Origin of the sequence: Pseudomonas sp. SF2 (assembly GCF_036858055.1) — a bacterium.
In the GTDB taxonomy this organism is placed as follows: Bacteria; Pseudomonadota; Gammaproteobacteria; order Pseudomonadales; family Pseudomonadaceae; genus Aquipseudomonas.
The window spans coordinates 71,627-93,202 of sequence record NZ_JAMBDI010000021.1 but is presented as its reverse complement, the minus strand read 5'-3'; the positions used below and the strand labels follow the sequence as shown (position 1 = coordinate 93,202).

18 protein-coding genes are annotated in these 21,576 nt (G+C 64.2%); 7 read left to right on the top strand and 11 right to left on the bottom strand.

Annotated features, from left to right (window positions below; all coding sequences use genetic code 11):
• Position 1: 1 nt before the first annotated feature.
• Positions 2 to 820, bottom strand: a complete 819-nt coding sequence (locus M2S36_RS14545; RefSeq protein ID WP_233688159.1) for an HDOD domain-containing protein — start codon at positions 818 to 820, stop codon at positions 2 to 4.
• 340 nt (positions 821 to 1,160) lie between these two features.
• Between M2S36_RS14545 and M2S36_RS14540 the strand changes: the two genes are divergently transcribed.
• Positions 1,161 to 2,357, top strand: coding sequence for a class I SAM-dependent rRNA methyltransferase (locus tag M2S36_RS14540; RefSeq protein WP_233688138.1), 1,197 nt, complete (start codon positions 1,161 to 1,163; stop codon positions 2,355 to 2,357).
• Between the two features lie 140 nt (positions 2,358 to 2,497).
• On the opposite strand, the gene M2S36_RS14535 is transcribed toward M2S36_RS14540, so the two are convergent.
• Entirely contained in the window at positions 2,498 to 3,154 is a 657-nt protein-coding gene (locus M2S36_RS14535) for a magnesium transporter (RefSeq protein ID WP_233688137.1), read from the bottom strand.
• Between the two features lie 477 nt (positions 3,155 to 3,631).
• On the opposite strand from M2S36_RS14535, the gene ilvD reads away from it, so the two are divergent.
• A complete protein-coding gene (gene ilvD, locus M2S36_RS14530; RefSeq protein ID WP_063912093.1) occupies positions 3,632 to 5,473 on the top strand; it encodes a dihydroxy-acid dehydratase in 1,842 nt (613 codons plus the stop codon).
• Positions 5,474 to 5,543: 70 nt separating this feature from the next.
• Here ilvD and M2S36_RS14525 read toward each other — a convergent pair whose 3' ends face one another.
• A complete protein-coding gene (locus M2S36_RS14525) occupies positions 5,544 to 6,398 on the bottom strand; it encodes a LysR family transcriptional regulator (RefSeq protein ID WP_333957349.1) in 855 nt (284 codons plus the stop codon).
• Positions 6,399 to 6,537: 139 nt separating this feature from the next.
• Here M2S36_RS14525 and M2S36_RS14520 point away from each other — a divergent pair, with 139 nt between their 5' ends.
• A complete protein-coding gene (locus M2S36_RS14520; protein ID WP_333957348.1) occupies positions 6,538 to 7,206 on the top strand; it encodes an FMN-dependent NADH-azoreductase in 669 nt (222 codons plus the stop codon).
• Between the two features lie 9 nt (positions 7,207 to 7,215).
• On the opposite strand, the gene M2S36_RS14515 is transcribed toward M2S36_RS14520, so the two are convergent.
• Entirely contained in the window at positions 7,216 to 8,271 is a 1,056-nt protein-coding gene (locus M2S36_RS14515) for a haloacid dehalogenase-like hydrolase (protein ID WP_233688135.1), read from the bottom strand.
• Positions 8,272 to 8,514: 243 nt separating this feature from the next.
• Between M2S36_RS14515 and M2S36_RS14510 the strand changes: the two genes are divergently transcribed.
• On the top strand, positions 8,515 to 9,906 hold the full coding sequence (locus tag M2S36_RS14510; protein ID WP_063912096.1) for an L-cystine transporter: 1,392 nt from the start codon (positions 8,515 to 8,517) through the stop codon (positions 9,904 to 9,906).
• Positions 9,907 to 10,050: 144 nt separating this feature from the next.
• Positions 10,051 to 10,257, top strand: coding sequence for a hypothetical protein (locus M2S36_RS14505; RefSeq protein ID WP_333957370.1), 207 nt, complete (start codon positions 10,051 to 10,053; stop codon positions 10,255 to 10,257).
• 44 nt (positions 10,258 to 10,301) lie between these two features.
• Here M2S36_RS14505 and M2S36_RS14500 read toward each other — a convergent pair whose 3' ends face one another.
• The gene (locus M2S36_RS14500) at positions 10,302 to 10,817 is read right to left on the bottom strand and encodes a dihydrofolate reductase (RefSeq protein ID WP_087499771.1); all 516 of its coding nucleotides are present in this window, start codon (positions 10,815 to 10,817) and stop codon (positions 10,302 to 10,304) included.
• Positions 10,818 to 10,871: 54 nt separating this feature from the next.
• Here M2S36_RS14500 and M2S36_RS14495 point away from each other — a divergent pair, with 54 nt between their 5' ends.
• Complete coding sequence (locus M2S36_RS14495; protein WP_333957347.1) at positions 10,872 to 12,263, top strand: DUF2868 domain-containing protein; 1,392 nt, start codon at positions 10,872 to 10,874, stop codon at positions 12,261 to 12,263.
• Positions 12,256 to 13,620 (top strand): GTPase/DUF3482 domain-containing protein, encoded by a 1,365-nt coding sequence (locus M2S36_RS14490; RefSeq protein ID WP_241106070.1) that lies wholly within the window; start codon positions 12,256 to 12,258, stop codon positions 13,618 to 13,620. Before M2S36_RS14495 ends, M2S36_RS14490 begins: the two co-directional genes overlap by 8 nt.
• Positions 13,621 to 13,745: 125 nt before the next feature.
• Here the strand turns inward: M2S36_RS14490 and M2S36_RS14485 are convergent, their stop codons facing one another.
• From M2S36_RS14485 to M2S36_RS14460, 6 genes are all read right to left on the bottom strand, one after another.
• On the bottom strand, positions 13,746 to 14,294 hold the full coding sequence (locus M2S36_RS14485; protein WP_233688131.1) for a phosphonate degradation HD-domain oxygenase: 549 nt from the start codon (positions 14,292 to 14,294) through the stop codon (positions 13,746 to 13,748).
• A 133-nt stretch (positions 14,295 to 14,427) separates the two neighbouring features.
• Positions 14,428 to 15,453 carry a putative 2-aminoethylphosphonate ABC transporter substrate-binding protein gene (locus tag M2S36_RS14480; RefSeq protein WP_233694057.1) on the bottom strand — a complete coding sequence of 342 codons (1,026 nt, stop codon included), beginning with the start codon at positions 15,451 to 15,453 and terminating at the stop codon, positions 14,428 to 14,430.
• An 18-nt stretch (positions 15,454 to 15,471) separates the two neighbouring features.
• Positions 15,472 to 17,196, bottom strand: coding sequence for a putative 2-aminoethylphosphonate ABC transporter permease subunit (locus M2S36_RS14475; RefSeq protein WP_333957345.1), 1,725 nt, complete (start codon positions 17,194 to 17,196; stop codon positions 15,472 to 15,474).
• 1 nt (position 17,197) lies between these two features.
• On the bottom strand, positions 17,198 to 18,256 hold the full coding sequence (locus tag M2S36_RS14470) for a putative 2-aminoethylphosphonate ABC transporter ATP-binding protein (RefSeq protein ID WP_233688128.1): 1,059 nt from the start codon (positions 18,254 to 18,256) through the stop codon (positions 17,198 to 17,200).
• A 219-nt stretch (positions 18,257 to 18,475) separates the two neighbouring features.
• Positions 18,476 to 19,345 carry a LysR family transcriptional regulator gene (locus M2S36_RS14465; protein WP_333957344.1) on the bottom strand — a complete coding sequence of 290 codons (870 nt, stop codon included), beginning with the start codon at positions 19,343 to 19,345 and terminating at the stop codon, positions 18,476 to 18,478.
• Positions 19,346 to 19,354: 9 nt separating this feature from the next.
• On the bottom strand, positions 19,355 to 21,568 hold the full coding sequence (locus M2S36_RS14460) for a heavy metal translocating P-type ATPase (RefSeq protein WP_333957343.1): 2,214 nt from the start codon (positions 21,566 to 21,568) through the stop codon (positions 19,355 to 19,357).
• Positions 21,569 to 21,576: the final 8 nt, after the last annotated feature.

Here is a 21,576-nt window from a genome sequence, read left to right as displayed (position 1 = left end):
GTCAGTGCCCGCCCAACTCGCGAATGTTCTGCTTGAGGTTTTCGAAATCGTATTCCGACAAGCCAATGTAATCGAGCACCAGCGGGCCGACCACATTCCATTCGTGGTCCTCGGCCTGGTTACCCAGCACCCGGTAGGACGCGCAGATGTGCTCGGCCATCTTCAGCACCGCCAGCAGGTTTTTCAGCTGGCTCTGGGTATTGCGCGAGCTCTCGTCGCGGAACACCGCCAAGGCGTTGTGGTGGTTGGCGATGGCCGCGCTGAGGTGCTCGGGCAGGCGCCAGGACTTGGCAGTGAAATAGCCGACCACCGAATGGTTGGTGTTGAACACGCGGTTTTCGCTGTCGACCACGCGGGTTTCCTCGTCGGCCTTGGCATAGGCCTCCTCTAGCACATCCATGTAGTCGGGGAAGCGCTTGAGCATCAGCGGCACGCCACAGTCATGGAACAGGCCGAGGGTGTAAGCCTCGTCCGCCGCCTGGATGCCGGTGCGCTTGGCCAGGGTCAGACAGGTCATCGCCACATCCTGGGCGGTGTCCCAGAAGCGGTTGAGGGTGACGATGGTCTCGTCAGTCATCTCGCCCTTGATCGACTGGGCGTTGATCAGGTTGATGATCGAACGGCTGCCCAGCAGGTTCACCGCCCGCTGGATCGAGCCGATCTTGTTGGAAAGGCCGAAATGCGGGGAGTTGACCAGCTTGAGCAAGGCCCCCGAGAGGCCCGGGTCCTGGGAAATCAGCTTGGCGATGGTTTCCAGGTCCGGGTCAGGCATGTACTGCTCGAACTGCAGGTCGACCATGATCTGCGGTTGCGGCGGGATGGTGATGCCTTGCAAGGCTTGCTGGATCTGTTCGGCGCTGAGTTCCTGGGACATACGTACACACTCTTTTGGGACCCGCGATTCTAACCCTCTAACGCGGAATGGGACCAACCACTGAATGGTTGCAGCGATTTTTTACTTCACCGGCACAGGCCTGCGCGGATGTTGTGGGAGCGGCCTTGCGTCGCGATTGGCCGCAAAGCGGCCCCGGCAATCCATGCAGCGCCGCTGAAACCCTGGGTCTGCTGCGCAGCCCTTTCGCGACACAAGGCCGCTCCCACAACGGGCGCGCGGCCAGGCAACAGGTTATAATCCCGCTCTTTTTTCCCGGAGCGACGTCATGTCCCTGCCCAGCCTTCGCCTCAAAGCCAATGCCGACCGCCGCCTGCGCGCCGGCCACCTGTGGGTCTACAGCAACGAAGTCGACGTTACCGCGACCCCGCTGCAAGGCTTCCAGGCCGGCCAGCAGGCCGTTCTCGAGGCGGCCAACGGCAAGCCACTGGGTATCGTCGCACTGAGCCCGAACAACCTGATCTGTGCCCGCCTGCTGTCGCGCGACGCCAAGCTGCCGCTGGACAAGTCGCTGCTGGTGCACCGCCTGAACGTTGCCCTGTCGCTGCGCCAGCGCCTGTTCGACCAACCATGCTACCGCCTGGTCTATGGCGACTCCGACCTGCTGCCAGGCCTGGTGGTCGATCGCTTCTTCGACATCCTCGTGGTGCAGTTGGCCTCGGCCACCATGGAAGCGCACAAGGATGACGTGATTGCAGCCCTGGTACAGGTACTCAAGCCAAGCGGCATCCTGTTCAAGAACGACTCCTCCGCGCGTGACGCCGAAGGCCTGCAGCGCTATGTCGAGACCGTCTATGGCGAAGTGCCGGACTGGGTGCCGCTGGAAGAGAACGGTGTCAAGTTCGAAGCCCCGGTGCGTGAAGGCCAGAAAACCGGCTGGTTCTACGACCACCGCATGAACCGTGCACGCCTGGCGCCGTACGTGAAAGGCAAGCGCGTGCTCGACCTGTTCAGCTACATCGGTGGCTGGGGCGTGCAGGCCGGTGCCTTCGGCGCCAGCGAAGTGTTCTGCGTCGATGCCTCGGGCTTTGCCCTGGACGGCGTGGAGCGTAACGCCGCGCTGAACGGCATCAGCGAGAAGCTGACCTGCATCGAAGGCGACGTGTTCGAAGCCCTGCGCGAGCTCAAGGCCGCCGAAGAGCGCTTCGACGTGATCATTGCCGACCCACCCGCCTTCATCAAACGCAAGAAAGACCTGAAAAACGGCGAAGCGGCCTACCGCCGCCTGAACGAGCAGGCCATGCGCATGCTGACCAAGGACGGCATCCTGGTCAGCGCCTCGTGCTCCATGCACCTGCCCGAGGACGACCTGCACAACATCCTGCTGACCAGCGCCCGCCACCTGGACCGCAACATGCAACTGCTCGAGCGCGGCGGCCAAGGCCCGGACCACCCGGTACACCCGGCCATCGCCGAAACCCGCTACATCAAGAGCATCACCTGCCGGTTGCTGCCCAACAGCTGACCGAGAAGCAAACGGCCTGCACCGGCCCCATCGCCGGCAAGCCAGCCCCCACAGGATCACCACAGCCCTCGAGACCTGTGCAGTACCTGTGGGAGCTGGCTTGCCGGCGATGAGGCCGGTGAAACCAGCACGAGACAGTGTCAGATCCCCAACACCTGCGTCGCTATCCCGAAATACACCAGCACCCCCGCCGCATCGGCAATCGATGTGATCAGCGGCCCACTGGCCGTGGCCGGGTCCAGCTTGAAGCGGCTGAGCAGGAACGGCAGGCTCATGCCGATCAGGCTGCCTACCAGCACGATCACCACCATGCTGCTGGCAACAATCAAGGCGATTTGCGGCCCGCCGCGCAGCACTCCCAAAGACGCCACTGCAATGGCCATGGTTACGCCCAACGCCAGCGCCACGCCGAATTCACGCCCCAGCATGCGCCACCAGTCACGCATCACCACGTCCCCTGTGGCCAAGCCACGTACCATCAGCGTCGCCGACTGGGCGCCGGCATTGCCGCCACTGTCCACCAGCAACGGCAGGAAGAACACCAGGGCGATGTGTGCGGCTATGGTTTCCTCGAATGCGGCAATACCCGCCCCGGAAAACAGGTTGCCAAACACCAGCACCACCAGCCATAGCACACGCTTGCGGTAAAGCAGCCCAAGGGTTGCATCCCGCAGGTTTCCAACATGGTTGGTGATCGAAGCGCCTTTGTGAAAATCCTCGGTCGCTTCGCGCCGCTGCGCCTCAAGGGCTGCGTGGGTCTCCGGTTGAAGGATGTTTTTATCGATTTGATTTTGCATGAAGTTCTCCAGGCGCCGACCCAGGCGCCCACAGACTTCAGCCTTGCGGACTCAAGCCTTCGGCAGCCCTGGCGGCGGCGCGCTCAGTGCCAGATTGCAGGTTCGTGCGGAACCGGTAACTGGGAAGGTCCATTGAGGGGTATCTCGTGAAACCGCACATGCGGCGGCCGCATAATAGTTGTTCGAGGCGGGCCGGTCAGCCCCTTGGCCGCCGTTTCGGAAGCGTCCTACAAGTACCAGCCGTTAGGCCAAAGCCACCGCCTGGACACATCGCCATTCCCTCGCCGCGCCAGCGGTGTAGAATCGGCCTATTCATCGCCAGTCATCCCCGGCGGGTTTATGAGCTCTGCCCAAGCACGCGGCGATCCCGCGCGGTCTTCGGCCCCATCCGTGCCAGTGGCAACCGGCCTGCGGCGCAAAGGACAAGTGAAGCTCACTCCCCTTTTTGTGACCTGATTAAGCCGCCAGGAGTGTTTCATGCCTGATTATCGTTCCAAGACTTCCACCCAAGGCCGCAACATGGCCGGCGCCCGTGCCCTGTGGCGCGCCACCGGGATGAAGGACGAAGACTTCAAGAAACCGATCATCGCCATCGCCAACTCGTTCACCCAGTTCGTCCCGGGCCACGTGCACCTGAAGGACCTGGGCCAGCTGGTCGCCCGCGAAATCGAACGCGCCGGTGGCGTGGCCAAGGAATTCAACACCATCGCGGTCGATGACGGCATCGCCATGGGCCACGACGGCATGCTCTACTCGCTGCCAAGCCGCGAGATCATTGCCGACGCCGTGGAGTACATGGTCAACGCCCACTGCGCCGACGCCATCGTGTGCATCTCCAACTGCGACAAGATCACCCCCGGCATGCTGATGGCCGCCCTGCGCCTGAACATCCCGGTAATCTTCGTGTCCGGCGGCCCGATGGAAGCCGGCAAGACCAAGCTGGCCAGCCACGGCCTGGACCTGGTCGACGCCATGGTCATCGCCGCCGACTCCTCGGCTTCCGACGAAAAAGTCGCCGAATACGAGCGCAGCGCCTGCCCGACCTGCGGTTCGTGCTCCGGCATGTTCACCGCCAACTCGATGAACTGCCTGACCGAAGCCCTGGGCCTGGCCCTGCCGGGCAACGGTTCGACCCTGGCCACCCACGCCGACCGCGAGCAGCTGTTCCTCACCGCCGGCCGCACCATCGTCGAGCTTTGCAAGCGCTACTACGGCGAAAACGATGAGTCGGTACTGCCGCGCAACATCGCCAACTTCAAGGCGTTCGAGAACGCCATGATGCTCGACATCGCCATGGGCGGCTCGACCAACACCATCCTGCACCTGCTGGCCGCCGCCCAGGAAGCCGAGGTGGCGTTCGACCTGCGCGACATCGACCGCTTGTCGCGCAAGGTGCCGCAGCTGTGCAAGGTTGCGCCGAACATCCAGAAATATCACATGGAAGACGTGCACCGTGCCGGCGGCATCTTCAGCATCCTCGGCTCGCTGGCCCGTGGCGGCCTGTTGCACACCGACCTGCCGACCGTGCACAGCCGCAGCATGGAAGAAGCCATCGCCAAGTGGGACATCACCCAGACCGATGACGAAGCCGTGCACACCTTCTTCAAGGCCGGCCCTGCCGGCATCCCGACCCAGACCGCGTTCAGCCAGTCGACCCGCTGGCCGAGCCTGGACCTGGACCGCGCCGAAGGCTGCATCCGCAGTGTCGAGCATGCCTACTCGCAAGAAGGCGGCCTGGCCGTGCTGTACGGCAACATCGCGCTGGATGGCTGCGTAGTGAAAACCGCCGGTGTCGACGAGTCGATCCTGGTGTTCGAAGGCACCGCGAAGATCTTCGAGAGCCAGGACAGCGCCGTACGCGGCATCCTCGCCGACGAAGTGAAGGCCGGCGACATCGTGATCATCCGCTACGAAGGCCCGAAAGGTGGCCCGGGCATGCAGGAAATGCTGTACCCGACCTCGTACCTGAAGTCCAAGGGCCTGGGCAAGGCCTGCGCCCTGCTCACCGACGGCCGCTTCTCGGGCGGTACCTCGGGCCTGTCGATCGGCCACGCCTCGCCGGAAGCCGCTGCTGGTGGCGCCATCGGCCTGGTGCGCGACGGCGACAAGGTGCTGATCGACATCCCGAATCGTTCGATCAACCTGCAAGTCAGCGACGCAGAGCTGGCCGAGCGCCGTGTCGAGCAGGACAAGAAGGGCTGGAAACCGGCTGAAGTACGCCCACGCAAGGTGACCACCGCGCTGAAGGCCTATGCCCTGCTGGCGACCAGTGCCGACAAGGGCGCCGTGCGTAACAAGGCCATGCTGGAAGGGTTGTAAGGCTTTCTGGCGTTTGAAAAAGCCGGCGCCTTGTGCGCCGGCTTTTTTATGGCGCTAGAGAAATGCTGAGTCAAAGCTCCCCCCTCGAAGCACATTGGCGCAATTGCGCCAGCAGCAGGGCAACTGAGCGCTTCGGCTTCGCCACCGAGGTCAAAATGAACTGCGCTTGAGGAAGGGATGGCAGCGTTGGCACTTCCTGTAAACCTGCAGCCAGTGCGGACGACCGGGTGACTGGCGTTACACCCAGCCCACCACTGACAGCGGTTATCAGCCCCCCGGCACTTGGGCTCTGGCAAACGATCCGCCATTGTCGCCCCGCACGCGCCAGGGCTTCGATGGCGGCGGCACGGTAGGGGCATTGTTCGGAAAACACCGCCAAGGGTATTGGAGTGGTTGCATCATCGGTGGGCAGCGCAACCGGCCCTCTCGCCCAGACCAACGGCTCGGACCAAAGCAGTTCGCCACGTTCTTCGTCGCCGCAGCGGCTCCCCAACACGATATCGAGCCCACCCGATTGAACAAGTGCAAGCAGCTCGCCGGTCAGGCCGACTTTCAGGGAAACCCCTACATCGGGATGCGCCACCGAGAATCGACGCAGGCAGTCGATGATGGGGGCTTTCACCATCTCCTCGCTCAAGCCCACAAATACCATGCCTGAAACCCGACGGCCTACGCCAAGGCTCGCGCGAGCATCATCATGCAACGCCAGGATAGTGCGGGCATAACCTGCCAGCCGGGCGCCCGCTGGCGTCAGGCTGACCGAACGGGTCGTGCGCTCCAGCAATTTGTGCCCAGCTTCACTCTCCAGCCGCCTGATGTGAGCGCTGATCGCCGACTGCGTTAGATGCAGCCTCTGCGCCGCGCGCGTGAAACCACCGTTGTCGGCAACGGCAAGCAAGCTACGCAAAAGCACAGTATCGAACACAGATTAATCACCTATCTCACTCAATATGCAGAACATACGTCATTTCTATAAACAATCATTCTGAATCAGACTTTGCGCCAAGCACCTGTGCAGTCGAACGCCAGGGGAAGTGTCACCAACGCTGCCAAGGAGAAGCCCCATGGTTGAACGTATCTTGTATGTTTGTGCCTCACCGAGAGGAGAGCGGTCCGTTTCCACTCAGATTGCAGAAGTGTTCCTGACGGCATTGGCCGAGCGCAAAGCCGTGGTGATTGACTGCCTTGACCCTTGGGAATGCGAGCTCCCCGAAGTGGATGGCGCTTTGCTCGCGGCAAAGTACGCAGGGCTTGCCGATGCCCCACTGTCAACCGCCCAGGCTGCAGCATGGGGGCAGATCAAGGCACTCGCTGAACGGTTCCACCGGGCTGATACCTTGGTGTTCAGCGTACCGCTGTGGAATTTCGGCATCCCGTACAAGCTCAAGCATCTGATCGACGCAATTTCGCACAAAGGCGTCCTGTTCACCTTCGATGAGCAAGGGTTGAATGGCATGCTGGGCGGACGTCGGGCTGTTGCAATCTACTCCCGTGGACTTGGTTACGGCTCTGACTCACAGACACCCGACCAGGCTTTTGGCCTGGAAAAGCCCTTCATCGATACGTGGTTCCGCTTCGTCGGGATTAACCAGGTGCACAGTGTCGTGGTCGAACAGACGCTTGGCCCGGTGGGGGCCAGCGTCCGTGCAAGCGCCATCGAAGCAGTGACCTTGTTGGCACAGAACATCGATCAGGAAGCGGCCCGGACTCTCATCGTGGGCCGCAACGGCTGACAGGCCTCGTTACTGGATCTGCTCCGGTGTCACGATCACCCAGTTCTTGTCCGCTGTCACCGGCAACCCTTCCTTGGCCTGCGCCGCGGCATTCCGAGCAATCATCCCGTTCATCTGGTCCATGTACTTGGCCTTGCGGTTTATCCACAGGTGGATGCCGCCCTTGCTCACATCCACGCCATGGAACTGCATGTAGCCGTCGCTGGTTGGCGTATCGCCGCCCACCAGCACCGGCTTCTTCCACTCATCGATATAGGTCAGGATCGCCGCCTGCTTGCCCGCCATCCAGGTGGCAGGGGTCCACAGGTACGGTGTCAGCTCCAGCCCCAGGTTGGCCTTGGCATCATAGTGCCCGGCACTGATCTGCTTGCGCGCGGTGGTCAGCTGGCCGCTGGCGCGGTCCTTCAGCAGCAAGCTCACGCCAATCACATTCTGCGGCTTCACGTTGTAACCGTACTTGGGGTCCGAGGCGACCATGCGCACCAGCTCTTCGGAGGCCGCCGAAATCACATACACCTCGATACCGTTCTCCATCAGCTTGTTGTACAGCTCGGCCTGGCCCTTGAAGACCTTGGGTGGCTGCACCTCGATGGTCTTGACCTGGTCGCCTTCGTAGTAGGTGCTGGGGATCGGCTTGCCGGAAGCCATCAGTTCATCCACCTGCACCTTCAACTCCTGCAGGGTAAAGCCGGAGAACACCTGGGCTACCCACGGGTAGCAGACCATGTCGTCGACTTCGCACAGCCGGTAGTAGTAGCTGAACAGGCTTTCCTTGTGCTCGGCGGTGTCCTTGAACGGCATCAGCTTCAGCGAGGGGTCGAGCTTGTCGCGGCTCAACAACCCCTTGTTTTCCATGAACGGCAGCAAAGCCTCTTCAAGGTCATAACGGTAACTGGTGTTGTCCATGTCGAACACCGCGTAGTTACCCTTGTTGGCATTGGCGGCGATCATGCTGTCGAGCTGTCTGGCAGCCTCGGCAGGCCAGTGTTTGAGCTCGGTGGCGAAGGTTTCGATACTGAACAGCAGGGACAGGCCGATGGCGACGGCTTTCGGAGCGAATTTCATGCACGGATCTCCTGAAATGACCCACAAACGCTAGTGCAACACCCCCTACCGACAGCCCTCGATAACGACCTCCATGCAGTTGCAAACGCCGTGTTCATTGCAATCCGCGACACGCCGTTATTCCATAAACGACTATGCACATGCCATTTGGGTATAAATTCGTTTGTTTTCAGGCTGTTAGCATTTCCGTTCGCATTCGCTCACAGAGGCGATGCCTCTTTTGCCTTTACCGCTGGAGCTTCAATGAACCTGCCGCTGTCCCTTAACCTGCTGGCGTTCCTGGCCCTGTTGCTGGGCCTGGCACAAACCCGCCGCACCGACTGGAGCCTGGCCAAGAAAGTATTGCTGGGCCTGGTGCTGGGCGTGGTGTTTGGCCTGATCCTGCATACCGTCTATGGCGCCGGACACCCCGTACTCAAGGCCACCATCGCCTGGCTCGACCTGGTCGGCAACGGCTATGTCGGCCTGTTGCAGATGATCGTCATGCCGCTGATCTTCGCCTCGATCCTCAGTGCCGTGGCACGCCTGCACAATGCCTCGTCGCTGGGCCGTATCAGCGTGCTGAGCATCGGCACCCTGCTGCTGACCACCGCCATTGCCGCATTGATCGGCATCGTCCTGACCAACCTGTTCGGCCTCAGCGCCGAAGGCCTGGTGGCTGGCGCCCAGGAAAGCGCACGCATGCAGGTTATCCACAGCGACTACGCCGGCAAGGTCGCCGACCTCAACATCCCGCAGCTGCTGCTGTCGTTCATCCCCAGCAACCCGGTGGGTGACCTGGCGCGGGCCAAGCCGACCTCGATCATCAGCGTGGTGATCTTTGCCGTGTTCCTTGGCCTGGCTGCACTGCAGCTGATCAAGGACGATGCCGAGAAGGGCGAGCGCGCGCTGTCGGCCATCGACACCCTGCAGGCCTGGGTGATGCGCCTGGTGCGGGTGGTGATGAAGCTGACCCCGTATGGCGTACTGGCGCTGATGACCAAGGTGGTGGCCAGCTCGAACATGGAAGACATCCTCAAGCTGGGCAGCTTCGTGGTGGTGTCGTACCTGGGTCTGGCGCTGATGTTCGTGGTGCACGGCGTTATCCTCGCCGCCACCGGCGTGAGCCCGCTGCGCTTCTTCCGCAAGGTGTGGCCGGTGCTGACCTTCGCCTTCACCAGCCGCTCCAGCGCTGCCAGCATTCCGCTGAACATCGAAGCGCAAACCCGCCGCCTGGGCGTACCGCAGTCGATTGCCAGCTTCAGCGCATCGTTCGGTACCACCATTGGCCAGAACGGCTGCGCCGGCCTCTATCCCGCCATGTTGGCGGTGATGGTGGCGCCGGCGGTGGGCATCGATACCTTCGACCCGCTGTGGATCGCCACCCTGGTGGCCATCGTCACCCTGAGTTCGGCAGGGGTTGCCGGCGTAGGTGGTGGTGCGACATTCGCCGCGCTGATCGTGTTGCCGGCCATGGGCCTGCCGGTGGAACTGGTGGCATTGCTGATTTCGGTGGAACCGCTGATCGACATGGGCCGTACGGCGTTGAACGTGAACGGTTCGATGACCGCAGGGGTGGTGACCAGCCAGTTGTTGAAAGAGACCGACAAGGAAGTGCTGGCTGGCGATGAACATGCCGAGCTGAGCCATTCCTGATAAGGAAGGGGTCGCTATGCGGCCCCAATATCCAGTAACGCAATGGCATGGGAAGCAAGCAAGAGCTGGCTATTGGCGTTGCTATACTGACAGCCGGGCTAGCGAATGCGCCGATGGAAAGGAACCACCATGCAGCAGTACGACATGACCCAGGCAGAAGCCGAAAAAATCCGCATTGAGGTTGCCAAGATCCGCGTCGAAGTGGATAAGTTGATGGCCGAGACACGCAAGCTGAATGCTGAAGCCGGCAAAATGACCCGCGAAACCTTCTGGTACCCGGTTGCCATCGCCGTCGGTTTCGTCACCACGGTGGCTACTGTCACCGCATTGATCATCAAGCTGCTCACCTGAGCGCCGGACCGGTCGGAAAGGGCTGCAAGGCAGCCCCGGCAATCTCAAACCTTGTTCCAGACCTCGAAGTGATACCGAGGCTTGCCTTCCTCAGCCTGCGCCTCGCTCGACACCAGCTTCCACTGCCCCCGATCGAACTCAGGGAACCAGGCATCCCCCTCCGGCGACAACTCGACCCGCGTCAGGTACATGCGGCTGACCAGCCCTTTCTCCAGCGCCTGCCCATACAGCTGCGCCCCGCCAATCAGCATCAGCTCATCGACGCCCTGCTCACGCGCCCACTGCTCGGCCCGCACCAGCGCCTCTTCCAGCGAACCAAACACCTCGGCCCCCGCCAGTTCCAGCCCTGCCTGCCGGCTGACCACGATATTCAACCGCCCGGGCAAGGGCCTGCCCAGCGAGTCCCAGGTCTTGCGCCCCATGATGATCGGCTTGCCCAGGGTAGTGGCCTTGAAGTACTTGAAGTCCCCCGGCAAATGCCAGGGCATGGAGTTGTCGATGCCGATCACGCGGTTCTCGGCGTGAGCCGCGATCAGGCTGAGGGGGAGTGATGTATTCATGCCAGCGAGGATAGCACCGGGCGTGTGGGTTATGCTTCTGCCCTGACCTGTGCAATGGAAGACCTTGTGACTGCACCGACTTCACTGGACAAGCGCTGGCTCACCGAAGCGGTACGCCTGCGCGAGGAACATGCCGGCCCCCTGGAGGACCAGGAAGCCAACCGCCGCGCCCGCCAGGCAGGCGGTGACCTGGCCGCTCGCATCGAAACCCGTGCGCTGTTCCTGGCCGAACGCGACGGTATCAGCACCGCCCTGCGCCACTGGAAGCAGGGCGCACGCCTGGCGCTGCTGGCCTTGCTGCTGCTGGCCGTGCTCAGCGGCGCGGGGCTGGCACTGGCCGCCCTGGGCGACGGGCAACGCCCGGTGAATGTGTTCTGGGCGCTGGGCAGCCTGCTCGGGCTGAACCTGCTGATGCTGCTGGGCTGGGCCATCGGCTTTGCCGTGAGCGGCGAGCATGGCGCGGGGCTGGGCCGCCTGTGGCTGTGGCTGAGCGAGCGCTTTGCCCGTGATGCCAAGGCCGCGCATCTGGCACCGGCGCTGCTGGTGCTGCTGCAACGCCAGCGCCTCAACCGCTGGCTGCTCGGCCTGCTGGTGCACGGCCTGTGGCTGCTGGCGATGATCAGCGCGCTGGGCATGCTGCTGGCCTTGCTGGCGACCCGGCGCTATGGCTTTGTCTGGGAAACCACCCTGCTCGCCGCCGACCCGTTCATCCACCTGACCCAGGCCCTGGGCGCCCTGCCCTCGTTACTGGGCTTCACGGTACCCGACGAGGCCATGATCCGCGCCAGCGGCGACAGCCAGCCGGCCCTGGACCTGGCACGCCAGGCCTGGGCCAGCTGGCTGCTTGGCGTGGTGCTGGTGTACGGCCTGCTGCCACGCCTGCTGCTGGCCGCGCTGTGCCTGTGGCGCTGGCGCCAGGGCCGCCAACGCCTGTCGCTGGACCTCAGCCTGCCCGGCTACGCGCAGCTGCGTGAAGCGCTGATGCCGCGCAGCGAACGCATCGGCGTGCAGGATGCCGCGCCCGAAACCTTGCCGCAGTTTGCCGCAGGCCAGCTGGAAAGCGGCAGCAGCGGTGCCCTGCTGGTCGGCCTGGAGCTGGACGACCAGCAACCCTGGCCACCCGCCCTGCCGAAAAGCGTGACCAGTGCCGGCGTGCTCGACAGCCGCGAATCGCGCAACCGCCTGCTCGAACAGCTCAGCCGCTTCCCCCCGGCACGCCTGGCCATCGCCTGCGACCCGCGCCGCTCGCCCGACCGTGGCAGCCTGGCGCTGCTCGCCGAACTGGCACGCAACGCCGGTGCGACCCGCATCTGGCTACTGCAGCCCGCACCAGGCGAGGCCCTGGACGCCCAACGCCTGGGCGACTGGCACGAAGCCCTCGACCGCCTTGGCCTGGTGCATGCCGATACCTCGCCGCTGACCTGGCTGGAGCATGGTCATGACTGAGCCACTGAAACTGGCCGTGGTCGGCCACACCAACGTCGGCAAGACCTCGCTGCTGCGCACCCTGACCCGCGACGTCGGCTTTGGCGAAGTCTCCCACCGCCCCAGCACCACCCGCCATGTGGAAGGTGCGCGGCTGTCGGTGGACGGCGAACCCTTGCTGGAGCTGTACGACACTCCGGGCCTGGAAGACGCCATCGCCCTGCTCGACTACCTCGAACGCCTGGAGCGCCCGGGCGAGCGCCTGGACGGCCCGGCCCGCCTGGAGCGCTTTCTGCAGGGCAGCGAAGCGCGCCAGCGCTTCGAGCAGGAGGCCAAGGTGCTGCGCCAGCTGCTGGCCAGCAATGCCGGCCTGTATGTGATCGATGCCCGCGAGCCGGTACTGGCCAAGTACCGCGACGAACTGGAAGTGCTGGCCAGCTGCGGCAAGCCGCTGCTACCGGTGCTCAACTTCGTCGCCAGCCACCAGCACCGCGAACCGCAATGGCGTGAAGCCCTTGCCAGGCTTGGGCTTCACGCGTTGGTGCGGTTCGACAGCGTGGCGCCGCCAGAGGACGGCGAGCGTCGTTTGTACGAAAGCCTGGCGCTGCTGCTGGAAGACGCCCGCCCGGCCCTGCAGCGGCTGATCGACGACCAGCAGGCACAGCGCCTGGCACGCCGGCACAGCGGCAAGCGCCTGATTGCCGAGCTGCTGCTGGACTGCGCCGCCTGCCGGCGCAGCGTCGAGGCCGAACCGGCTGCCGAAGCCCGGGCCGTCGAGGCCTTGCGGCAAGAGGTGCGCCAGCGCGAACAGCGCTGCGTCGAGGCATTGCTCAAGCTGTATGCCTTCCGCCGCGAGGACGCCCATGCCACCGATCTGCCTTTGCTGGATGGCCGTTGGGGCGATGACCTGTTCAATCCCGAGACCCTGAAACTGCTGGGCGTGCGCTTGGGCAGCGGTGTAGCGGCCGGTGCGGCGGCGGGTGCCGGGGTCGACTTGCTGGTCGGCGGCCTTACGCTCGGTGCGGCGGCGCTGGCCGGGGCGATTGCCGGCGGCGCGCTGCAGACGGCGCGCAACTATGGTTCGCGGTTGATGGGCAAGCTCAAGGGCAAGCGCGAACTGACTGTGGACGACACGGTGCTGCGCCTGCTGGCCTTGCGTCAGCAGCAGTTGATGGTGGCGCTGGAAAACCGCGGGCATGCGGCGCAGGACAGCATTCGGCTGGGGGAACTGGACGAGAAGGCCTGGCGGGAGGGCAAGTTGCCGGAGGCGCTGGTGAAGGCACGGGCGCATCCGCAGTGGTCCACGTTGAACCCTGGGGCGAAGCTGAACCAGGCTGAGCGTCAGGAGCAGCTGGAGGCGCTGGTTTCACAGTTTTGATCAAGCAGGTCTGGCCTCTTCGCGGGTAAACCCGCTCCCACAGGTATCTCACATTCCTTGAGATGTGCACTATTCCTGTGGGAGCGGGTTCACCCGCGAAGAGGCCGGCACAGGCAGCCCATCTCTCAAAGCAGTGCCAAAGCCTTCTTCTTCAACCCATCCAGGTCAATCACCGGCACCCCGACCACTTTCGCCTGCTCATCCCACTCCCGCATCCGCAAGCTCACCTCGAACAGCGGGTCCCGCTCGAACGCATCCGCCTCGGCCTCGCTCATCACACCCCCCTGATACTCCAAGGTTCTCCGGCTCGCCTCGCTCAGCCGTTGGTAATACCCCGCCTGCCGCAAAGTCAGGTAACGCTTGGCCTCCACGTGATACTGCACCAGCCGCGCCATGCGCTCGCCAAAACCACAACGGCGCAAATACTCGGCCCCGATGCGTTCATGGCTGACCACACCGTAGCCGCCCATGCTGGCGTCACCGCCGCACAGGTGGCCAATGTCGTGGAAAAACGCCGCCAGCACCACTTCATCGTCGAAGCCTTCGGCCATGGCCAGTTGTGCGGCCTGGGACATGTGTTCGAGCTGGGTGATGGCTTCGCCGATGTAATCGCCGCTGCCGTGGCGTTCGTACAGCGCGAAGGTACTGTCGATGATCTGGGCTGGGGTGGGCATCACTGTCTTCTCCTGGCTGGATTGCAGCAGTGGCTTCTTCGCGGGCATGCCCGCTCCCACAAGGATTGCGCACAGTTGAAGGACTGCGCGGTACCTGTGGGAGCGGGTTCACCCGCGAAGAGGCCGGTGCAGGTTACTGTTGAGCCACCTTCTCCGACTTGCCGTCATAGCGCTTGCGCCACTCGGCCAGGATCTGGTCACGGTTCTTCGAGGCCCAGGCAAAGTCGTTCTTGATCAGGCGCTGTTCATAATCCGCCGGCAGTTCGGTCTGCGGCTTGGCAATGCCCGGCGCGGCCAGCACGGCGAAGTTCTCCTTGTACAGCTCCATGGCCGCCGGGCTTGCCGAGAAATCAGCCAGGCGCTTGGCCGCGTCCGCCTTGGGCGAACCTTTGATCACCGCAGTCGCTTCGATCTCCCAACCCAGGCCTTCCTTCGGCAGCACGATGTCCAGCGGCGCACCCTGGCGCTTGAGCTGCACGGCCGGGTACTCGAACGAGATGCCAATCGGGAATTCACCCGCTGCTGCCAGCTTGCACGGTTTGGAACCAGAGTGAACGTACTGGCCGATGTTCTGGTGCAGCGCATCCATGTACGCCCAACCCTGCGGCTCGCCAAAGGTCTGCAGCCAGGCGCTGACATCCAGGAAGCCGGTGCCGGACGAGGCCGGGTTCGGCATGACGATCTTGCCCTTGTACTCGGGCTTGGTCAGGTCCTGCCAGCTGACCGGCTTGCTCAGGCCCTGCTTCTCGGCCTCGATGGTATTGAAGCAGAGAGTCGCGGCCCACACGTCCATACCGACCCAGGCTGGCGGGTTGGCAGCATCGCGGTAGTTGCCGGCAATCTTGCCCAGGTCCTTCGGTGCATAGGCTTCGAGCATGCCGTTCTGGTCAAGGATGGCCAGGCTCGACGCGGCCAGGCCCCACACCGCGTCGGCTTGCGGGCGGTCTTTCTCGGCCAGCAGCTTGGCGGTGATGATGCCGGTGGAGTCACGGACCCACTTGATCTCGATGTCCGGGTTGGCCTTCTCGAAGGCCTGCTTGTAGCTCTTCAGCTGTTCGGCTTCCAGGGCGGTGTAGACCGTCAGCTGGGTACCAGCGGCCGAAGCCTGCAGGCTGAACACGGCGGAAACGGCAGCGGCAAGTGCAAGGTGCTTGTACATGGGTAGGTTCCTTACAGGTCAGACGGTCGCGGCGCGTTGGCGCCAGGCTTGGGAGCGGCGCAGCAGGCCGCGTGAGGCTGCGGCCAGCAGCAGTGAAGCGCCGGCACTGGTCAGCAGGATCAGGGTGGACATGGCGGCGGCACCACCGACGTTGCCGGCGTCGTCCATGTTCAGCACGGCGACGGCAGCCAGGATGGTGTCGGGGCTGTACAGGAAGATCGCCGCCGACACGGTGGTCATCGCCGAGACGAACAGGTAGCGAATGATGTCCAGCAGCGCCGGCAGGCAGATCGGCACGGTCACCCGCAGGAAGTGCCTGTACAGCGGCGCCTTCAGCGACAGCGCGGCAGCCTCGAATTCACCGTCGAGCTGGCGCAGGGCGGTGCTCGCGGTCATCTGCGCGGTGGTCAGGTAGTGGGCGATTGTGCACACCACCAGCAGCCCCATGCCGCCGTAGAACACATGCAGCGGGTTGCCGTTCAGGTTGAAGAAGAATACGTAACCCAGGCCCAGCACCAGGCCCGGCACGGCCATGGGGATGAAGCTGAGCAGGCGCAGCGCCTGGTTGAGCAGGCGTTGGCCCTGGGTCTTCTCCATCAGGTAGGCGCCGGTGAAGATCACCATGCTGCCGATCAGCGCGGTGCCGATGGCCATGGTCACGCTGTTGCGGTAGGCCAGCCAGCCGCCACCGGCGGTGTCCTCGAACATGTAGTGACGCAGCGACAACGCCAGGTTGTAAGGCCAGAAGGTGACCAGCGACGAGTACACAGCCATACCGATCACCAGCAGCAACGCCGCGCACACCAGCAGCACGATGGCCAGGAAGCAGGCATCGCGACCGCGTGATGGCTTGGGCTCGAACACCTGGGCACGGCCGCTCATGGCCTCACCCTGGCGCCGGCGCAGCCAGGCATCGACGGTAAAGCTGAACAGCGCCGGCAACAGCAGCACCATGCCGATCAGCGCGCCACGGCCGAATTGTTGCTGGCCGACCACCGCCTTGTAGGCTTCCAGCGCCAGCACCTGATAATCGCCACCGACCACGACCGGTACACCAAAATCGGTGATGGTCAGGGTGAAGACCAGGCAGAACGCCGCGAACACCGCCTGGCGAGTGGCCGGCCAGGTGATGCTGGAGAACGCCCGCCAAGGGCCGGCACCCATGCTGGACGCCGCGTCGAACAGGCGTGCATCGGCCAGCGACAGCGCCGACAACAGGATCATCAGGGCATGTGGGAAGGTATAGATGACCTCGCCCAGCACGATCCCCCAGAAGCCATAGATGTTGTCGCTGAGCAACCCGCGCAGCAGCCCCTGGTTACCGAACAGGTAGACCAGGGCGATGGCCGGCAGCATCGACGGTGCCAGCAGCGGCAGCAGCGAAATCCCCCGCCACAGGCCCTTGGCCGGAATCAGCGTGCGTTGCAGGGCATAGGCGAACAGGTAGGCCAGCGGAACCACGATGGCCGCCACCGTGAAGGCCACCGACAGGCTGTTGCCCAATAGCCAGTGGAAGTTTTCACTGGCGAACAGTTCGCGGGCCGCCAGCAGGCCGCCACCCTGGCCCGCTTCGGCACTGAAGCCGCGCCAGAAGATCGCCAGCAGCGGCAGCAGCACCGCCAGCACCAGAAGGATCAGCAGCAGGCTCTTGCCGCCGACGACGAACAACCGGTCACCCAGGGCGACGCCAGCACGCGGCGCGGCTTTGGCCTGGCTCAACGGCAGGGACATTGGCGCGGCCATCTCAGGCAAACACCTGCAGGCGCTGCGGCGGCAGCGCCACCCAGATGTCCTGCGAGCCCAGGCGCGGCATGGCCTCGGGGGCCAGCTCCGCCAGCAGTGCATGGCCTGGCAGGGCCTTGAGCTCGAAGCTCATGCGGCAGCGGTTACCGAGGAAGGTGATTTCGCGGACCCTGGCCGGGAACAGGTTTTCTTCGTGCACCACCGGGTTGACCGTGATCGCCTCCGGGCGGCAGAACAGCCGGCCGCTGCTGGCCCGGGCCGACCCCGGCGCCAGGCGCATGCTCATGCCGCCAACCTGGGCATGGCTGTCGCTGCTGCGCTGGAACGGCAGCCAGTTGCCCTGGCCGACGAACTCGGCAACGAACGGCGTGGCCGGCTGGTCGTAGATTTCCTGCGGGGTGGCGTACTGCTCGACCTGGCCGTTGTTCATCACCGCAATGCGGTCGGCCATCAGCATGGCTTCGTCCTGGTTGTGGGTGACCATCAGCGTGGTGATTCCCAGCTGGCGCTGCAGTTGGCGCAGTTCGGTGCACAAGTGCTCGCGCACCCGGGCATCCAGCGCCGACATGGGCTCGTCGAGCAGCAGCAGCGATGGCGACGGTGCCAGCGCGCGAGCCAGGGCAACACGCTGCTGCTGGCCGCCGGAAAGCTGGCCTGGGTATTTCTTCTCGCTGCCGGCCAGGCCCACCAGTTCGAGCATGTCGGCCACCCGCTGGCGGGCCTGCTCGCGTCCGCTGCCGGTCAGGCCGTAGGCGATGTTGGCTTCGACGGTAAGGTTGGGGAACAGCGCGTAGGACTGGAACAGGATGCCGTAGTCACGGGCCTGGGGTGGCAACTCGGAGATGTCGCGCTCGCCGATGTACAACGTACCCCGGTCCTGGCGCTCCAGGCCGGCGATGCAGCGCAGCAACGTGGTCTTGCCGCAGCCGGACGGGCCGAGCAGGCACACCAGTTCGCCGGCGGCGATGTCCAGCGAGACATCGTTGAGCGCCGTGAAGGCACCGAAGCGCTTGTGGATATTGCGCACTGTCATCTGTGCGCCGGGGGTGGTGTGGTTCATGGCTGGGCCTCATCGAAGAGATGGGGGCCATGCTAGGAAGGCTGTGCGAAGGTTCTGTGGCTTTAGGGCAAAAGCGGGTGATAGTGGTATAGGCAGATTTTGTAGTGCCCTGAGAGGGCCTCTTCGCGGGTAAACCCGCTCCCACAGGGATCGCGTCGCCTCTGAAGGCTGTGCAGTACCTGTGGGAGCGGGTTTACCCGCGAAGAAGCCAACACAAATCTAGAGGTGTGAACCGGCCACTTCCTGCGCCACCCCAAGGAAGGCCGCCGGCAACCGGGCCTGGCGCCTTTCCTTCAGGCAATACAGGTACTCATGCATCACCGGCGCGTTCTCCAGCGCCAGCACCCGCAAGTCGGGGTTATGCGGCACCTCATGGCGGGCAATCACGCTGATGCCGATATTGCGCAGCACCGCCTCGCGGATCGACTCGCGGCTGCCAATCTCCAGCAACGCCCCGGCCTTTACCCCGGCCTCCTGCATCATCTGCTCGGTCAGCTTGCGTGTGGTCGAGCCCTTCTCGCGCATCAAAAGGCAGTGCCCGGCCACCACCTCGATCGATACCGCCTGGCGATGGGCCAACGGGTGGTTGCGATGCACCGCCACCACCAACGGGTCAGTCCCCAGCACCCGCCGCACCAGCCGCGCGTCTTCCACCAGTTGCGACGAAGCGGCGATATCCACCCGGTAGTCCTCAAGCATCTCCAGCACCTGCTGCGAATTACCGATTTCCACCGCCACTTCCACCTGCGGCAGGCGTTCGCGGTAGATCTTCACCAGGTCGAGAATGTAGTAAGGCGCCGTTGCCGCAATGCGCAGGCTGCCCTGGGCCTGGCCGCTGTTGCGCAGTTCGAACTCGATGTCGGCCTCCTGCTGCAACAGTGCCTTGACCATCGGCAGCAGGCGCACGCCCTCCTCGCTCAGCACCAGGCGCCGCCCGCCGCGGTAGAACAGCTCCACGGCGTACTGGCTTTCCAGGTTGCGGATCTGCGTGGTCACCGTGGGCTGGCTGAGCCCGAGCTTCTTCGCCGCCAGGGTGATGCTGCCCAAACGGGCCACCATGTAGAAGGCTTTCAGCTCCGAACTCAGCATGCACGTCCTCTATTTGCGCAACAGGCGCAAGCCGTTGAACACCACCAGCAGGCTCACGCCCATGTCGGCGAACACCGCCATCCACATGGTGGCCATGCCGGCAAAGGTGATCGCCAGGAATATCGCCTTGATGCCCAACGCCAGAACGATGTTCTGCATGAGGATCGCCGCACTTTGGCGCGACAGCCTGACGAAGGCCGGGATTTTCCGCAAGTCGTCGTCCATCAGCGCCACATCGGCGGTCTCGATGGCGGTGTCGGTACCGGCCGCCGCCATGGCAAAACCGATCTCGGCGCGGGCCAGCGCCGGGGCGTCGTTGATGCCGTCACCGACCATGCCCACCCGATGGCCCTGTGCGTACAGGGCTTCGATGCTCTTGAGCTTGTCGGCAGGCAGCAGGTTGCCTTCGGCGCGGTCGATACCCACCACAGTGGCGATGGCCTGGGCGGTATGTGGATTGTCACCGGTCAGCATGACAGTCTTGATGCCCAACTCGTGCAGCTCGGCGATGGCATGGCGACTGCTTTCCTTGACCGTGTCGGCCACGGCGAACAGCGCCAACGGGCCGGAGCGGTCGAGCAGCAGCACCACGGTCTTGCCCTGGCGCTCCAGCGCATCCAGCTGGGCCTCGAGCTCGGGCGAGCACAGCCCCAGCTCCTCGACCAGACGGTGGTTACCCAGGTGGTAAACCTCACCCGCGATGGTGCCGCGCACGCCGCGCCCGGCCAGGGCGGCGAAGTCATCGACCTCGCTCAAGGCCAGGCCTTGCTCCTTGCCGAACTGGGCAATGGCGCGGGAAACCGGGTGGTCCGAACGCTCGCCCAGGCTGGCGGCCAGGGCTTGCGCGCGGCCTTCGAACAGCGGCTCCAGTACCTTGGCGTCGGTCTGCACCGGCTTGCCGTGGGTGATGGTGCCGGTCTTGTCCAGGGCCAGGAAGTCCAGCTGGCGCCCGCCTTCCAGATACACGCCCCCCTTGATCAGGATGCCCTTGCGCGCGGCGGCGGCCAGGCCGCTGACGATGGTCACCGGGGTCGAGATCACCAGGGCGCATGGGCAGGCCACCACCAGCAGCACCAGGGCGCGATAGACCCAGTCGAACCAGGCGCCGGCCATGAACAGCGGTGGTATCACCGCCACGGCCAAGGCAATGGCGAACACCACGGGGGTGTAGATGCGCGAGAAACGGTCGACGAAACGCTGGGTAGGTGCGCGCGCGCCTTGCGCCTCCTCGACGGCCTTGATGATACGCGCCAGGGTCGATTGACCGGCAGCAGCGGTAACGCGAAATTCCAGCGCCCCTGCCTGGTTGATGGTGCCAGCGAACAGCTTGTCGCCCACGCCCTTCTCCATGGGTAGGCTTTCGCCGGTGATCGGTGCCTGATCGACGCTCGATTGCCCGCTAGTCACTTCACCGTCCAGGCCAATGCGTTCGCCGGGGCGTACCCGCACCAAGGCACCGATGGCCACCTCCCGCACCTCAACTTCCCGCCACTGGCCATCAGCCTGGCGCACGGTGGCCATGTCCGGGGTGAGCTGCATCAAGCCACCAATAGCGTTGCGCGCGCGGTCCAGCGAGCGGGCTTCGATCAGCTCGGCAACGGTGAACAGCACCATCACCATGGCCGCTTCCGGCCATTGGCCGATCAGCACCGCGCCCGTCACGGCAATGCTCATCAGCGCGTTGATGTTGAGGTTGCGGTTTTTCAGGGCGATCCAGCCCTTCTTGTAGGTACCCAGGCCACAGCCAAGGATCGCTGCCAACGCCAGCGCCGCCACCACCCACTCCGGGGCGAGCGCGGCAAAGTGCACGATTTCGGCGGAGATCGCGGCAATACCGGACAGCGCCAGCGGCCACCAACGGGTCTTGACCACTTGTGGTGCGCTCCCGGTGCCATCGTCTGCGGCGCCAAGCGGCTCGGCTTTCATGCCCAGGCTGTCAATGGCCTGCTCGATTTCGGCGGTGCCACCCAGGGTGTGGCGAACGCCAAGCACACGGTTGATCAGGTTGAATTCCAGCTGCTCGATGCCAGCCAGCTTGCCCAGCTTGTCCTGGATCAGGGTCTGCTCGGTCGGGCAGTCCATGGCCTCGATGCGGAAACGGCTGAACTGGGCGTGGCTGCTGGCCTTTTCGCTCAGCTGGACCAGGGCTGGCGCAGCAGCGCCGCCACAGCAGCTGTGGGCGTGGTGATCGTGCTTGTGTTCGTGGCTGACAGGCTGGTTCATGGGGTCGT